Below are 15755 nucleotides of genomic sequence, written 5' to 3'. Positions count from 1 at the left end.
GCGTTCTGTCGGATATGACCTACAGCTTTGTGGTCAGGTGAGCGGCGAGAGGACGGGGTGGCGTCCTCTCCACCAGGTTTGCCTGCTTATTCGCTGCTTCAGTTTGACCCGTATTGTCAGGACGGATCTTGAACCAGATGGCGTACATCGCTGGCAGGAACACCAGCGTCATGATGGTTCCGACGAAGGTGCCTCCGATCAGCGTGTAGGCCAGYGTCCCCCAGAAGACGGAGTGTGTCAGCGGAATGAATGCCAGGATTGCCGCCAGCGCCGTCAGCAGTACCGGGCGGGCACGTTGTACCGTGGCTTCGACCACTGCGTGAAACGGGTCCAGCCCTTCTTGCGCGTTGTGGTGGATTTGCCCAATCAGAATCAGCGTATTGCGCATCAAAATGCCCGAAAGGGCGATCAGGCCGACCAGCGCGTTGATACCAAACGGCTGCTGGAAGATAAGCAGTGTCGGCACCACACCAATCAACCCCAGTGGCGAGGTGAGGAACACCATGATCATTGCCGAGATCGAACGCACCTGGACAATGATGATCAGCAGCGTCAGGGCAATCATGATCGGGAATAACGGCAACATCGCTTTACCGGCCTTTCCCGACTCCTCGATGGCACCCGCCTGCTCAATCCGGTATCCGCCAGGCAGCTTGTCGATGACCGGCTGCAGCTCCTTCATGATCACGCTCGAGACGTCCGGTGGCTGCAAGCCTTCGGCAATGTCGCCGCGCACGGTAATGGTCGGCGTGCGGTCGCGACGTCGGAGGATCGGATCCTCCATACGCACATCGACCGCTCCCACCTGGGACAACGGAATCCGCTGACCCGCCGCGCCCACCAACGTGAAGCCTTCTATCTTGGCGGGATCGAGCCGGATATCACCCGCTGCGCGACCAACCACCTGCACCGAGCGAATGTCCTCACGAACCGCGGTGATCGGTACTCCGGCCAGCAGGAACTGCAGTTGCTGCGCGACTGAGTTTGACGTCAACCCCACCGCCTCCAGGCGATCCTGATCCAGAGCGAAATGCAGCGTCGGCGTCAGCGCTCCCCAATCGGTGTTGACGGTTCTCATCATCGGGCTCGACTGCAACACGTCCTGTACCTGGCCCGCAATCTCGCGCAACTTTGACGGATCAGGTCCCATCACCCGGTAGGCAACAGGGAATGGCGAGTACGGCCCAAAAACGAGCTGCGTCACCCTGACACGCGCTTCTGGGGCAAGTCCCTCAGCTGTCGCTTCGCGGATACGGAACTTGAGGGTCTCGCGCTCCTCCTGGCTGTCCGTCAGCACCACAATCTTCGCGAAAGACGGATCGGGGAGTTCCGGCGCCATCGCCAAATAGAAACGCGGCGCGCCTTGCCCGATATAAGCTGTGACGATTTTTGCCTCACCCTGCTTTTGCAGCCAGGCCTCTATCTTGGCAGTGGTGGCGCTGGTCTGCTCAATGGAGGTCCCATAAGGCATTTGCACTTCAATCAATACCTCGGGACGGTCCGAGGTAGGGAAGAACTGCTTCTTGACCAGGCTCATGCCGAGGATCGCCACGACAAACGAAGCGACGACAGTACCGGCCACCAGCCATTTGCGAGCGATGACTCGCGTCAAAACCTGGCGGAAGCGGTTGTAGTTGGGGGTGTTGTAGATGGCCGCGTGACCACCCTCGACTTTCTTGATGTTCGGCAGCATCTTCACCCCCAGGTATGGGGTAAAAGCGACCGCAACCACCCAGGAGGCAATCAGGGCAATGCCCACGATCCAGAACATGTTGCTGGTGTACTCGCCGGCTGTCGATTGCGCGAAGCCGTTGGGCATAAAGCCGATAGCCGTCACCAGCGTACCGGAAAGCATCGGCGCGGCCGTATGACTCCAGGCATACGCGCCAGCTTTGATGCGGTCGTAGCCCTCTTCCATTTTCACCACCATCATTTCGATAGCGATGATGGCGTCGTCCACCAGCAGTCCGAGCGCCAGAATCAACGAGCCGAGGGTAATACGGTCAAAGTTCTTTCCAGTGGCCGCCATCACCACAAACACCACGGCCAACGTCAATGGCACAGCCGCAGCGACCACAACGCCTACACGCCAGCCCATGCTGAGAAAGCAGACAAGCATCACCACAAGCAGCGCGACGAAAAATTTGACCATGAACTCGCCGACGGCCGAACTGATATTTACAGATTGATCGGTGACCTTGGAGAGCGTCATGCCCAAAGGCATGCCTTCATTTATCTTGACCGTCTCCGCGTCCAACGCCTTGCCGAGGTCAAGGCCGTTCCAGCCCTCACGCATCACGATCCCCAGCAACAAGGCCTCTTCACCGTTATTGCGCACGAGAAAGGTTGCCGGATCTTCATAACCACGTTCGATCGTCGCCACGTCAGAGAGTTTGAGCGTGCGCCCCTGAACCGCAATGGGTGTGTCACGAATCTTTTGCACCTTATCGAAGGCGCCATCCAGCCGGAGGAAGACCTGTGGCCCATTGGTTTCGATCGAACCCGCGGGCGTGAGCACGTTTTGATTATTCAGCGCGGCAAAGATGTCCTGAGGAGATACGCCCAAGGTGGCCAGCCGATCATGGGAAAAGGAAACAAAGATACGTTCGGGCTGCTCCCCAATAATGTTGACCTTCTTCACGCCCGGCACATGCAACAGTTGTTGGCGCAACGACTCTGCATCACGCACCAACAGTCGCTGCGGCTCGCCTTTGGCTTTCAGGGCGAAAAGCGCAAATGTCACGTCCGAAAACTCGTCGTTGACCATTGGCCCGATGACACCTGCCGGCAGCTTCCTGGCCTCGTCGTCGAGCTTTTTACGCGCCTGATAGAACTCCTCCTGCACTTGCGAGGGCGGCGTACTATCGAGCAGCGACACCATCGTGAAAGCAAGGCCAGGACGGGTATAGGTTTCCGTGCGGTCGTACCATTTCAGTTCTTGCAGGCGTTTTTCAAGTGGCTCTGCTACCTGATCCTGCATCTCCTGCGCCGTGGCGCCCGGCCACGCGGTAATGACCGTCAACTGCTTGACCGTAAACGGAGGATCTTCCGCACGCCCCAGCTGAAAGAACGACAAGATGCCCGCAACGGCAATCAGGAAGATCAGAAACACCGTGATAGAGCGCTCACGAACGGCGATCGCGGAAAGATTGAAGCGCCCCTCGCTCATGGACGACCCCCGGCAACTTTGACGTCATCCTGTTGAGGCAATCTCACCTCTTCACCTTCGCGCAACAGATGTGCGCCTAACGCTACGATCTGCTCGCCGACCTTGAGGTCACCCGCGACTCGCACTGTGTCATCGCTCAAGCCCAGGACTTGTACAGGTCGCCAGGCCACCTTCGCCGGTGTACCGGCGATGACCCACACGCCAGTGCCTTGGCCTGGGTCATAAACGGCAGCGATCGGTACTTGCAGCCCCTGCCCTTGCGTGGAGCCTTCAGCGATCCGAAGCGTGACGGTCGAACCTATCGGTGCATTGGCCAGCGCGCCCTCAAGCACATACCGCGCCTCGAAGGTACGTGTCATTCGGTCGGCCGAGTCAGAAAGCAGCCTCAGCTTCGCTGTAACAGCATCCGTGGCATTGCCATAAAGCGTCGCCTGCGCGGTGGATCCTGCTGCGGGGCGCAACGTCTCGGGCAGGTGCACGATGGCTTCGCGCTGCCCTGCCCGCGCCAGTCGAACCACAGGCTGTCCCGGGCTGACGACTTGTCCGGGCTCGGCGAGCGTCTCCACCACCACGCCGTCGGAATCCGCCAACAGCACCGCATAACCAGAAGCATTGCGGGCTACATCAGCCTGCGCTTCAGCGGCGCCAAGCTGCGCCTTTGCGGTATCCGCTGCGGCTTTGATCTGGTCATAGGCCGATGCGGAAATAGCACCTGCGGCGACCAGGTTGCGATATCGAGCCTCGTCATCTGCTGTCTGTTTGGCTCGGGCCCGAGCGGCTATGACTGACTCTTGCTGTGCTCGCGCCTGCAACCCCAGGTCGATTGGGTCAAGGCGCATGAGTGGCTGACCACGTTTAACGGTTTGACCGGTGTCAACCAGACGCTCAAGCACCTTGCCTGATACCCGAAAACCCAGATCGCCCTGGACGCGGGCAGCCACGACACCAGTGAAAGAACGTGAGGCGTCGGAGGAACCCTGAACCGCTGCGGACCTGACCAGAGGGGCATGCGTGCGCGGATCTTCAACGGTGGATGAGTCGCCACATGCCGTCAGGACGAGAGGCAACAAGCAAGCGGCAATGGAGAAAGGTCGAAGCCGGCGCATAGGTTCCCTTACTTGAAAATAGGACGAGCGCCACATTCTCAGCCTAGTGACTATATGTGTCAATAGTCACAAACCATGGAACATCCAGATTCTCAAGCTCAACATGGAACCGCCGTTATCCATGAGAAAAACCAAAAATATGCTCAAATCACCTTAATTGACAGAGCGTGACTATTACGTGACATGGTCACAAACATCCTCTATTGAAGGAATCTCAATGCCTCCCCTCCGTCCAATTGCTCTTTTGGTCAGCGCCAGCTTATTGGCAGGTTGCGCGGTCGGTCCGGACTACCATCGTCCAGACGCTCCGCTTTCGGATCGTTACCTGGGTCAGCCTTCTGTCGAACAGCGGCGTGGAGCGACGTCGACCAGCCTTGTAGCCTGGTGGGAAGGCTTTGGTGATCCAGTGCTGACCGACTTCATCTCCAAGGCGCTTGAGCAGAATCTGGACCTGGCGCAAGCGTCGGCGCGAGTCACGCAGGCGCGGGCCGGACTAGGTGCTGCAAATGCCGCTCTACTCCCCTCTGGGAACATCAGCGGACAGGCCGCGCGCTCCTACCAGTCAATCGAGACGCCGCTCGGCCAGGTGTTGAACTCAACGCCTGGCAATGATCGGTACGCAACTGGCAAGTGCGGGGAGCATTCCTGTAGCGCCGCAGATAAAGGCGATGGGAACGCCGGCCGATTTGCTGCGCCGCCGGCCAGATCTCATTGTGGCTGAGCGCCGTCTTGCGGCCTCAAACGCACGCATCGGGGAGGCGATTGCCGAGTACTACCCGAAATTCTCCCTTAGCGCATTGCTGGGCAGTGCCACGGCTGTATCCGCAGGCAACCTTTTTACCGGCGGCGCCAGCCAGTCGGCGGGCGTATTGGGACTGCGCCGGAGACTCTTCGACTTCGGTCGCATAAACGCCGAAATCGACCAGGCCAAGGGACAGGAAGCCGAAACCCTGGCCGCTTACCGTCAGTCTGTGCTGCGCGCCACCGAGGATGTCGAGAACGCGTTGTCCTCACTGGTGAATCGGGAAGCTCAAGCAACCATCCTCACCGCTGGAGAGGCGTCTCTGACACAGGCTCGCCAATCGTCGTTCATTGCCTATGAGAATGGCACCGCCAGCCTGATCGATGTCCTGCACGCTGACGAGACGATGCTGCAGGCTTCTGATGCCCGGGCGCAAGCACGAACGGAATCGGCACGAGCGGCGGTTGCGGCATTCAAGTCGCTGGGTGGTGACTGGCAACCTCCTGAAGCCCAGGCTGTTGCGACACGATGAGCTGATAAGGTGACGTGCTCCCGACCGGACACTCATCGTGTAACGGCATTCAACTAGAAGCGGTAACTGACGGAAGCACCGAGCCCGCTCGCACTGTTCTTGTATTTGGCACCGTATGCACCTCTGGTCGGCGAGGTCTGGTTGACCTGCACGCTCTCCTCCCACAGGTAGGAATAAGCAACATCGATCGTGACGTTGTCCGCCGGAGTCCAGCCAGCACCGAAGCTGATAACCTTCCGGTCGCCTGTAGGAATGCGTGGCCCCCGGTTTGTGTTGTTGGTGGGCGACTGATCAACCGAAAAACCTGCGCGAAGTACCCATTGGTTATTCAGTTGGTACGCCGTACCAATAGCGTGTGCCCATGTATCGTGCCAATTCTGTTCTTCGGTAATGGTGCCCAGCGCGCCGCTCAACGCAGGGGGTAAACCTGTGTTCTCGATGGTTAATTCCTTGAAGCGACTCCAGCGAGTCCAGGTGCTCCCCAAGTAGAGGGTCCAGTCGTTATCAAGCTGATGAGTCACCGAGAAATCCACTGACTCTGGTGTATTCACATCCAGCGAAGCGTCATAACTCCGGCCGCTGACCCCCAACACGCTAAAGATGCCGTCAGTGACCTTGGTCTTGGCATCCAGTTGATAACTGACTTTGGAATGGTAGGTCATGCCCAAACGGGTTCGGTCTGTAGCCTGCACCAGGATACCGGCGTTGAAACCGAGGGCCGTGTCGTCGCCAGTGCTTTTGAGTTTTCCGTCGTTGCGACCAGGACTGAGTGGGTTGGGCACCATCCCGGATATCTCACCGCTGATACGGTTGATGGTGGGACCGAACCCGATCGAAACCTTGTCGTTAAAGGCATAGCTGACGGTGGGCTGGAACGTAAGTGTCGTGACCTCGCTTTTGTTGGCGTAGTAACGCCCGGCATAACCGCTGCCATAATCGGTCATCAGACCGAACGGTACATAAAAACCAACACCGAACGCCCAATGCTCATCGATGGGTTTGACGTAGTAACCCATAGGCACCGTGGTCGTGGGCACCATATCACCATCTTCCTGACCTCCGAATGTACTGCGGGTCTGGCTTATGTCGGACTTCGCGAAAAGAGTCGCCGCCCCCACGCTGACCTGCTCTCTTTTCAAGCGGGACATTCCCGCGGGATTACCGAAGACCGTGCTCGCATCTTCAGCGGAGGAGGAGCGACCGGCAAACCCGGATCCCATCCCACTGATGCTTTGTTCATTGAGAGCGAAGCCGCTTGCAAAAACGCTTGAGGATGCGAGCACGACAGCAAGGCCCAATGGGCTCTTGAGCAATATTGTTTTCATTGTTTGAACTCTATGGGTATCACTGAGATGAAGCAGTAGAAGCGACGGATCCCCATACTTATTCATGTGACCAATTCAGTCAATAGTCACAAATCATATAAATAAAATGCCCTTCGAAAGATGGGAAGAAGGGCAAAGTGAGAAGCCGTTTTGATGATCGGGTGCTGACCCGGGTATGCCGTAACCGTTTAGCCGAAGGTCAAGGCATGAGGCTACGCAAGATGAGGTTGGAGGTGAGCGTGGGCGCTTGCTCGACGAAATCGAGGTTGTACTGCAACAGCAAAGGATTGACGAATGGCCGCAGCGCGAGATGTATCGATTCTACCGTCTCGTCCAGCGGAGTCTTGCGTTCAAATTCGCCAATTTCTCGCCCTTCCCGCACGATTTGCAACACGAAGTGTTTGATCCGTGCGTCATAAGCCTGCGTACTGGGCCAGCTTTCCGACGCCGCGAACGCTGCAATGTCATAGAGTTTTCGGTCGTTGAAGAACAGATTCACACCTGTGGCGATCACCGTCTTGACCAAGCGTCGAAAGCGCTCCGTCGGCGACAGGTCTTCTACATTGACAGCCTGCTCCACAGCCGCGACGATTTCTGCCAGGCAATTTGCGCAGATGGCTTCACCGATCGCCTGCTTGGAATCAAAAAATTTGTAGATGTAGGCCTTTGAAAATCCGATGGCCTTGGCCAGGTCGGAAACCGTGGTTTTGCCGTAGCCGTACTGACTGAAATGCTCATTGGCCGCCGCGACAATCTGGTCTCGAATGTCGTGATCGGCTGGGCCACGGGGGCTGGGCGAAGATGAAGATATTGATGGCTGATTCATGAGCACAGCTTACTCACCCTATCGAAGACTGACAACTTGTGACCGATTAGTTTTATAGTCACAAAGCCGATCTGTCTATTCAACAGATCGGCCCTTTTTTCAGTCTCCGTGAACGTCAGACATGCTCGCTGCTTTTTAAGTGCGCCGCGCGTGGCTCGCCATGCCCGTGATCCACCTCGACCACCGGAATCTCCTTGCCGTCGCAATCGTGCAGTTTACCGTCGCTGAAGTAGTCCCCTTCGCGCAACGCCGCCAGATCCTGATAACGCAGCACCCGCTCGGTACCGGCCGCAAACACCGATTGCTGGTCAGAGTTACCGGCGGTGAGATGGTTGAAGGTCAGGTTCAGCACGATAGCCATGATCGCTGACGAGCTGATGCCCGAATGGAAAATGGTCGCGAACCAGCTTGGGAAGTGATCGTAGAAGTTCGGCGCCGCGATCGGGATCATGCCGAAGCCGATGGAGGTGGCGACAATGATCAGATTGACGTTGTTGCGGTAGTCGACCTTGGACAAGGTCCGAATGCCGCTGGCCGCAACAGTGCCGAACAGCACGATGCCGGCGCCACCCAGTACCGAGGTCGGCACGGCGGCGATAACCCGGCCCATGAACGGCAGCAGGCCGAGGATCACCAGGAACAGACCGCCAGTGGCCACCACGTAGCGGCTCTTGATGCCGGTGACAGCCACCAGGCCGACGTTCTGGGCGAAGGCGCTCTGGGTGAACGAACCGAAGATCGGCGCGAACATGCTCGACAGCATGTCGGCGCGCAGACCGTTGCCCAGGCGCTTGGAATCGACCTTGGTGCCGATGATCTCACCGACGGCCAGAATGTCCGCCGAGGTCTCCACCAGCGTCACCATCACCACGATGCACATCGACAGGATCGCAGCGAAGTGAAAGGTCGGCATGCCGAAGTGGAACGGCGTCGGGAAGCCGAACATCGGGCCCTGGGTTACGGACGAGAAATCCGCCATGCCGAGGAACACCGCGATGATCGTGCCGATCACCATGGCCAGCAGAATCGACAGGCGGGAGATGGTCGCACTGCCGATTTTGCTCAGCAGCAGCACCAGCACCAGCGTTACCGCCGCCAGGCCGATGTTCGCCACGCTGCCGAATTCCGGTGCATGGCTGTTGCCGCCCATGGCCCAGCGCGCGGCTACCGGCATCAGCGTCAGGCCGATGGTGGTAATCACGATGCCGGTCACCAGCGGCGGGAAGAACCTGGTGATACGCGAGAACACCGGGGTTATCAGCAATCCGATCAGGGACGCCGCTATCACCGCACCCAACACCGACTGAAACCCGCCCTCCCCGCCACTGCTGACAATCGCCACCATGGTCGCGACGCCGGAGAAGGACACGCCCTGTACCAGCGGCAATTGACAACCAAAAAACGGTAAACCCAGGGTTTGCAGCAACGTTGCCAGCCCCCCCGCAAACAATGAAGCAGCAATCAACAAACCGATGTCCGCCGGCGAGAGCCCGGCCGCCTGGCCGATGATCAATGGCACCGCGACAATACCGCCATACATGGTTAGAACATGTTGCAGGCCATAAGCCATATTCGCGCCGATCCCAAGATTTTCGTCCTCGGGCCGTTGGTGTGAAACATGGGGCGTTTTCATGGTAGGGGGTTCCCTGGTTTTTGTTATTCGCACACTGTATTCAATAGTCGTGACAAATGTCTATAGAGTTGTATACAACTTATCAGTCACAAAATGGATACCTGTCCATTTCCACCTGCTACCCACCCTCCAGGCCCCGCCAAAAAACCTTGAAATACATCCCTCCCTGTCCAAACTCGGGTGCTGACTAGTCTTTCGAATTCCTGGCGACCATCGGTAAGGCCCGCCCCTTTTTTATACATATAAAGTATGCATAATGAAGACATTCGAAATTCAGGTCCACAAGGCAAAGAACGCAGCCAACAAACTCAAGCACCAAGGCATCAGCCTCGCAGAGACTGAACCGGTATTCCAAGACGAACGAGCGCTGACCATCGAGGACAACCACCATGATGAACAACGCTGGATCACCCTGGGGCTGGATGCCAAAGGTCGATTGCTGGTCGTCGCGTACACCCATCGCGATCCGAATTTCGTTCGAATCATTTCCGCGCGCATCGCCACCAAAAGCGAGCGCCGTCAGTACCTGGAGGCATGACCGATGAAAGACGAATACGATTTCAGCAACGCCAGGCGCGGGGCCGTGGTGCCCGCCAAAGGCAAGACCCGCATTACCATCATGCTCGATGACGCGGTCATCGAAGCCGCCCGGGCCCTGGCAGAAAACGAGGGATACGGTTACCAGACGGCGATCAACAATACGTTGCGCCGGGCCCTGCTCAACGAAGGCAAGACCACACACCTGAAAAAAACCYTCACCCCTGCCGAACTCAAGGGCCTGGAGCAGAAACTGGCAGAGGCCTTGCGCGAAATTCAACGGGTGATGGAGCCGGGTGTTCGGCCCTGAAACACCAAGGGCCGATCAATCGGATCAGCCCTTGTTGATGTCTACGATCGGCTCGCTATTGCGGCGCTGCGATCAATCGTTCCAGCGTCCGCGCCAATTGCGCCTGTTCCGGTACGCGAATGCCGAACTCGCTACCCAGCAGGCCAATCAGTTCCTGCACATCCGTCACCTCCCGCCGCTCGCTGTCCTGGCCAATCCGGTGAATCGCGAAGTTGCCGTTGTTGAGCGTACGCCGCCACCCTTCCCCGGTGCGCGCCACCATCAACTGCTTGACGAAAGACGACTCGGGGTGGGTCGAGACGTACCAGTTGCCCACGGCAAAATCGATATCTTCCTGGCGTTGCAGGTCGAAGATGTACATTGCTCGCCATTCCCCCGCAACGTTGGCGCGCAGGGTAAAGCCGTCGACGTGCAGGTCGATGCGATACGGCTCGTGAGGGGTGAGTTGTTCGGCGCGGGAATCGAGCAACAGCGGCGCGGTCGGTACCATGCCGCCGAAGCCGACGTCGGTGATGTAGCGCACGTCATCGATGATGACCAGGCTCAAGCGATGGGTCCGGGCAGTCCAGGCGCCCTCCGGCTGGCCCATCACCACCCGGCCGCTGATGGCACGGGCGTCGAAACCCAGCGCTTGAAGCAAGGCCAGAAACAGGTTGTTGAGTTCGTAGCAGTAACCGCCACGACCGTCATGCAAGACCTTCTGCTCGATAGACGGCAAGTCGATCAGCACCGGTTCGCCGGATAATGTGGTGAGGTTTTCAAACGGGAAAACGCCGGTATGGCGCAGTTGCAGTTGGCGCAAGGTTTCCAGGGTCGGTGCCGGAGGTGCATCGAAGCCCAGGCGTTGCAGATACAAAGCACGGTCAGTCAGGCGTGGCTCGCTCATCGTTCAATCCTTTTGCACGCAAGCGGCGGATTGCTCCGCCAGTGGCCGCTATGTATACGGGATCAAGCACTGCCGACGACAATTGATTTAGCCAATCACCGGAAATGAAACATTCAACGGCGCTTGCGCAGCCCCTACACAAGCATCAGGTAACGACTCATCCCTGGAGACGACCATGATGAACATCAGAATGACTTCGCTACTCTTGGCGGGATTGTTGTCGGCAACGCCCCTGGCTACCTTGGCGGCGTCCGGCAATGGCACTGGCACTGGCACTGGCGCGACCGGTACGACTTCGGGCGCCACCCGCAACTCAACCATGCTGCCAGACAACAACAGGCCCGGCGCACCCTCGGGTGACTACAGCCGCAGTCATGGCCCCGGCTCGTCAATCGGCAGCACCGGAGTCAATGGTCCGGGTAGCGGCGCGGGTGGTGGAACCGGCGCCCCCGGAGGTGGAACCGGTGGCGCGGGTGGCGGGACGGGCAGCTGGACAGGCAAAAGCAGCCGATGAGGTACAGTCATTGCCTGCTTTTTGTCACCTGAGGCTTACATCGGCTTGACCGCCGGCGGGTTCCATTTGCCATTCAGCGCCTCGGCTTTCGGGCCGTACAGACGCATGGTCAGGTTGAACGGCCCTTTGGGTGCCGGCAGCCAGTTGGCCTCCAGATCCTTGCCGGGGCTTTCGTTCTGGAAATAGAGGTCCAGCGAGCCATCGGCGTTGGCCTTGAACGGCATCCAGCTACTGACCGCAAAACGATTGAGCGAGTTGCCGACCTGGAAACCTTCCGGGTCATACAGGGTGATCGACCAGAAGGCGCTCACCGGCGGCGTCTCGTCCTTGCTGAAATGCAGCACGTATTTGTTCGCACCATCGAGAGACTTGCCGTTGCTGTCGCCGATGTTCAACGGATAAATCGCATCCTCGGGCAGGTTGGCACCGAGCCCCACTTGCGTAACGATGGCGCGCTTGAGGTAGTAGTTGCCGTAGACGCCCATGGTGTCGGTGTTCATCGACCAGCCATTGACCTCCCGCGCCAGGGTCGGCACCTTCCAGGTCATCAAGGCCTGCGCATCCTGCGGCACCGTTTGCAGCGCGGCCTGGATCTGCGGGTCCAGCGCGTCCATGTCGAACGGCTTGCCGGCTTCGATGCCGATACGCTTGAGCTGCGCCAGCATTGGCTGGTCGGTGCTGTGCGGCGGGTTCACCTTCAGCAGTTCGGCAGCGTAGGTGAAGTAATTGGCAGCCGACATGGAGTCGACCTGAATCTTCGGCGGCGTTTTCATGTCCACCGCCGGGTCGATTTTCACGGTAACGGCTTCAGGCTCCTTGCCCAAGCGGGACAACGGCGTCACCGTGTAGCCGGCCTGGATCTTGTGCACCGCCGCGTAATCCGCCGCACCGTCGGTCTTGGTACGGCCGATGACCCAGACAAAGGGCGTGGGTGCCAGCAGATGACTCATCCCGGCGGGCACCGTGCCGGTCCACCCCGGCGGCGTCACCAAAAATTGCCCGGCCTTGGTGCCCGTGGTGCGCCAGCCCGGCGACGCGAACACGTCAGTCCACATATCGAGCATCGGCAACAGGTAGAAACGCCCGTCGGTATCCGGCGCGGCGATCACCATCGGTTCCTTGGTCAAATCCAGCCAGGCAATCGAATACAAGGTGTCGAAATTAGCGCGCACCACCCCTTTGAACTCGGCAGGCGGGTACTGCGGCACACTCACAAACATGTTCATCGGGCCTTTGCCGAATTCCTTGCCCGGTTCGATGTTGGTGAATTGCTTGCGGGTAATGTCCATGCTCAGCAGCGGGTAAAAATAGATGTAGGCATCCACGCCGATTGCGTGAGCTTCTTCGGCGGTGATTTTCGATTGCGCGTGGCTGGCCAGCGGGAAGATGGCAGCGGCTGCGACGGTCAGAGCAACGGCTGTCAACGCTTGCGGTAGCAACATGTTGGCGATCGTCCGTGCGAGGGGGAGCCTGCCGGATTCGGCAGCGCTAACGGAACTCTAGACGATCAATTCCGCCAGGCCCTAGAGGCGGACCAGCGGCAGGAAAAGCACTTCAACGATCGGAGCGCATCAACGCCTCGACTCCACCGGCCATCGACAACGTTGCCACGCGGTTTCGCCCCGAACGCTTGGCCTGATACAACGCCGCATCCGCCCGTTCGACAAACACGTCCATGCTGTCACGCCCCGACGGCACGAACGAATAGCAACCCAGACTGACCGTAACGTAGCCATTGGGCGAGCCGGTGTGGCTGATGCTCTTGTCAATGACGCTGCGGCGGATCTGCTCGGCAATCGTCATGGCCCCGTGGATGTCGGTGTCGGGCAGCAGCACCGCAAACTCTTCACCGCCGTAACGCACCGCCAGATCGGCCTTGCGGTGGCAGCAACTCTTCAGCGCCCGTGCCACTTCGGCCAGGCAGTGATCCCCCACCACATGGCCGTAGGTATCGTTGTAGCGCTTGAAGTAATCGATATCGAGCATGATCAGGCTCAAGGGGCTGGCCTGCCGGGCGCCGCGCCCGAACTCGATGCCCAGCGCCCGCTCGAACAGTCGGCGGTTGGCCAGCCCGGTCAGGCTGTCGTGAGTGGCGATCAGCTCCAGTGCTTGCTGGGCCCTGCGCAAATCCGCCTCGACCCGCTCTCCAACACGCACCTGATGCAGGAACACCCACCCGAACAATCCTACGCCCAGCAATACCAGGGCTACGATGAGGCTGGAGTGAAACGCCGTGTCGTACCAGTCCGCGAGAATGGATTCCGTGGACGACGCAGCGGCGACCACCAACGGATAGGCCTCCAGCTGTCGGTAACTGTACATGCGTGTCACACCATCGATGATGGAGGTGAACAGCGCATTGCCGGAGGTGGTCAGCGGCAGGAACTTCTGGAAAATCTCGGTCTGGGCCAGCGACACGCCGATCTGCGCCTCTACAAAAGGTCGACGCGCCAACAATGTGCCATCGGTCAAGCCGAGAAACATCGAGCCATTGTCGTCGAGGCTGAAACTTTTGAAGAACTGGTCGAAGTACGACATCTTGATGCCGGCCAGCAGCACGCCCTGGAAATGCCCGTTCCTGTCGTTGACCCGTTTGGAAACCGGAATGATCCACTCGCCGTTTTCCCGACTGCGGATGGCCGGGCCGATATGCGCCACCGACGATACGTTCTGCTGGTGATACTTGAAGTATTCACGGTCCGCGACCCCGGCACCCCGGGGCAGGTTTTCAAACGAGGTCACCACCCACTGGCCCTTTTGGTCGAACAGCAGGATGCCGTGCAACTGATCCAGCGCCTGCACCCGCCGGGCGAACGTCTGCTGCAAGCGTGGTCGCTGGTCCGGGCCGAAACCGTCGACCTGAATCCAGTCCACCAGACTGGTCAGCACCAGGTCGGCCTTCATGAAGGTGTCTTCGGCTTGCTGCGCCATGGCCCGCGTCAGGTTCGAAGACGCCACTTGCGCGTCGCTCAGATCATGTTGACGAGACTGTTCCAGTTGCAGGTAGAGCAAACCGCACAGGCACAGACACACCGTGGCAATGAACAACACCGCGGCCTTGCGCAGCGGTATGCGTTTCAATGCGACGCCAGGGGCGTGGTCCGGATTGTTCAAGCCTGTGGGCAAAAGTTCATCCTGTCGGGGGCAAGGCATGGGCACCGACCCAAAGCCCTCAATCTTTGTGGGCCGTAGTTTACGGGGTTATCCATGACAAATGGCGGCCATTTGCCCAGTGGTACCACACCTGCCCTGTGCCGCAAACATGACCCAAGGCAAGCGCGCCCCCGCATCTACGAGCTACGATTAGTCTGAACTCCACACAGGGAATCGACATGAGCAAGGCAGACGAGCTCGCGGCAAAATTGAAACAGACACGGCTTACCAGTGCGGATCAGGCGATCGATGCCTGGCCGGGCCAGGTCTACGAACTGTATCAACGGATAGAAACCTGGCTGCTGCCCTTGACCGAAGCGGGCCTGGTCCTGCGGCGCAACCCCACCCACGTGTTCGAGAGCCACCCCAATGGCGACTCTTACAACTACGCCATTGACCAGTTGGTGATTGCCGGCAACGGGCACAGCCTCACCTTTGACCCGGTTGCGCGCTTCACAGCAGATGGCGATGGGCGGGTCGAGATCCACACGACAGGCAATGAACTCGCCCTGTTGCGCACCGTGGACGAACACGGTGAAACACACTGGTGGCTACAAACGATCGAGCAGGCCACAGCGCAGCTGGATGCGGTGGCGCTGACGGAAAGCGATCTGCTGGCAGTGGTGCAACAAGGGCTGGCGCTTTAGAGGCTGATGCCAGTCGGTCAAGCATTTGAACACCGCAAACCTTGTGGGAGCGAGCTTGCTCGCGATGGCGGACTGTCAGACACATTGATTTTGAATGTGCGACCGTCATCGCGAGCAAGCTCGCTCCCACARGGATTGCAGTGTTCAGACTGATCGGCATTACGTTCCAAAGTCGCCCTTTTTCCAACCGCTGGTTACAGTTGGTTCTGCCCCTTCACCACCAGCGGCATCTCTGCACGACGCAAATCCAGTAGGTACGCAATGCTGTTCAGTTAAGCGAATGTGGTCCTCTGTAGGAGCGAGCCTGCTCGCGATGGTCGTTAACGATAACGCGTACTTACTGGCTAAACGCGGCGTTCTTGAGTCCATCGCGAG

The 15755-nt window shown here is 58.8% G+C and carries 12 protein-coding genes and 1 pseudogene; 5 read left to right on the top strand and 8 right to left on the bottom strand.

The features are described from left to right. Positions 1-19: 19 nt before the first annotated feature. Together AC1DRN_RS17845 and AC1DRN_RS17840 are read right to left on the bottom strand one after the other, a co-directional pair. A complete protein-coding gene (locus tag AC1DRN_RS17845; protein ID WP_223457049.1) occupies positions 20-3169 on the bottom strand; it encodes an efflux RND transporter permease subunit in 3150 nt (1049 codons plus the stop codon). Beyond that, positions 3166-4275: an efflux RND transporter periplasmic adaptor subunit gene (locus AC1DRN_RS17840; protein ID WP_223457047.1), complete on the bottom strand. Its 1110-nt coding sequence runs from the start codon at positions 4273-4275 to the stop codon at positions 3166-3168. Before AC1DRN_RS17840 ends, AC1DRN_RS17845 begins: the two co-directional genes overlap by 4 nt. A gap of 217 nt (positions 4276-4492) precedes the next feature. Between AC1DRN_RS17840 and AC1DRN_RS17835 the strand changes: the two are divergent. Then, positions 4493-5549, top strand: a pseudogene (locus AC1DRN_RS17835) (TolC family protein). 53 nt (positions 5550-5602) lie between these two features. On the opposite strand, the gene AC1DRN_RS17830 reads toward AC1DRN_RS17835, so the two are convergent. The 3 genes from AC1DRN_RS17830 to AC1DRN_RS17820 all read right to left on the bottom strand — a co-directional run bounded on the left by AC1DRN_RS17830 (position 5603) and on the right by AC1DRN_RS17820 (position 9333). Then, on the bottom strand, positions 5603-6874 hold the full coding sequence (locus AC1DRN_RS17830) for an OmpP1/FadL family transporter (protein ID WP_457266245.1): 1272 nt from the start codon (positions 6872-6874) through the stop codon (positions 5603-5605). Positions 6875-7073: 199 nt separating this feature from the next. Then, a complete protein-coding gene (locus tag AC1DRN_RS17825; RefSeq protein ID WP_223457043.1) occupies positions 7074-7700 on the bottom strand; it encodes a TetR/AcrR family transcriptional regulator in 627 nt (208 codons plus the stop codon). A 115-nt stretch (positions 7701-7815) separates the two neighbouring features. After that, a complete protein-coding gene (locus AC1DRN_RS17820; protein ID WP_223457041.1) occupies positions 7816-9333 on the bottom strand; it encodes a nucleobase:cation symporter-2 family protein in 1518 nt (505 codons plus the stop codon). A 256-nt stretch (positions 9334-9589) separates the two neighbouring features. Between AC1DRN_RS17820 and AC1DRN_RS17815 the strand changes: the two genes are divergently transcribed. Continuing rightward, a complete protein-coding gene (locus AC1DRN_RS17815) occupies positions 9590-9871 on the top strand; it encodes a BrnT family toxin (protein ID WP_223457039.1) in 282 nt (93 codons plus the stop codon). 3 nt (positions 9872-9874) lie between these two features. Beyond that, positions 9875-10180, top strand: a complete 306-nt coding sequence (locus AC1DRN_RS17810; RefSeq protein ID WP_477786765.1) for a BrnA antitoxin family protein — start codon at positions 9875-9877, stop codon at positions 10178-10180. A 55-nt stretch (positions 10181-10235) separates the two neighbouring features. Here the strand turns inward: AC1DRN_RS17810 and AC1DRN_RS17805 are convergent, their stop codons facing one another. After that, positions 10236-11066, bottom strand: coding sequence for an arylamine N-acetyltransferase family protein (locus AC1DRN_RS17805; RefSeq protein ID WP_223457035.1), 831 nt, complete (start codon positions 11064-11066; stop codon positions 10236-10238). Positions 11067-11241: 175 nt separating this feature from the next. Between AC1DRN_RS17805 and AC1DRN_RS17800 the strand changes: the two genes are divergently transcribed. Further along, positions 11242-11580 carry a hypothetical protein gene (locus tag AC1DRN_RS17800; RefSeq protein ID WP_223457033.1) on the top strand — a complete coding sequence of 113 codons (339 nt, stop codon included), beginning with the start codon at positions 11242-11244 and terminating at the stop codon, positions 11578-11580. A gap of 35 nt (positions 11581-11615) precedes the next feature. Here AC1DRN_RS17800 and AC1DRN_RS17795 read toward each other — a convergent pair whose 3' ends face one another. After that, on the bottom strand, positions 11616-13022 hold the full coding sequence (locus AC1DRN_RS17795) for a DUF1254 domain-containing protein (protein ID WP_223457031.1): 1407 nt from the start codon (positions 13020-13022) through the stop codon (positions 11616-11618). A gap of 112 nt (positions 13023-13134) precedes the next feature. Further along, positions 13135-14733: a sensor domain-containing diguanylate cyclase gene (locus tag AC1DRN_RS17790; protein WP_411740681.1), complete on the bottom strand. Its 1599-nt coding sequence runs from the start codon at positions 14731-14733 to the stop codon at positions 13135-13137. Between the two features lie 179 nt (positions 14734-14912). On the opposite strand from AC1DRN_RS17790, the gene AC1DRN_RS17785 reads away from it, so the two are divergent. Continuing rightward, on the top strand, positions 14913-15380 hold the full coding sequence (locus AC1DRN_RS17785; RefSeq protein WP_223457027.1) for a hypothetical protein: 468 nt from the start codon (positions 14913-14915) through the stop codon (positions 15378-15380). Positions 15381-15755: the final 375 nt, after the last annotated feature.

Source organism: Pseudomonas sp. P5_B3 (assembly GCF_056400405.1).
This window is presented reverse-complemented; position numbering and strand designations above follow the sequence as displayed.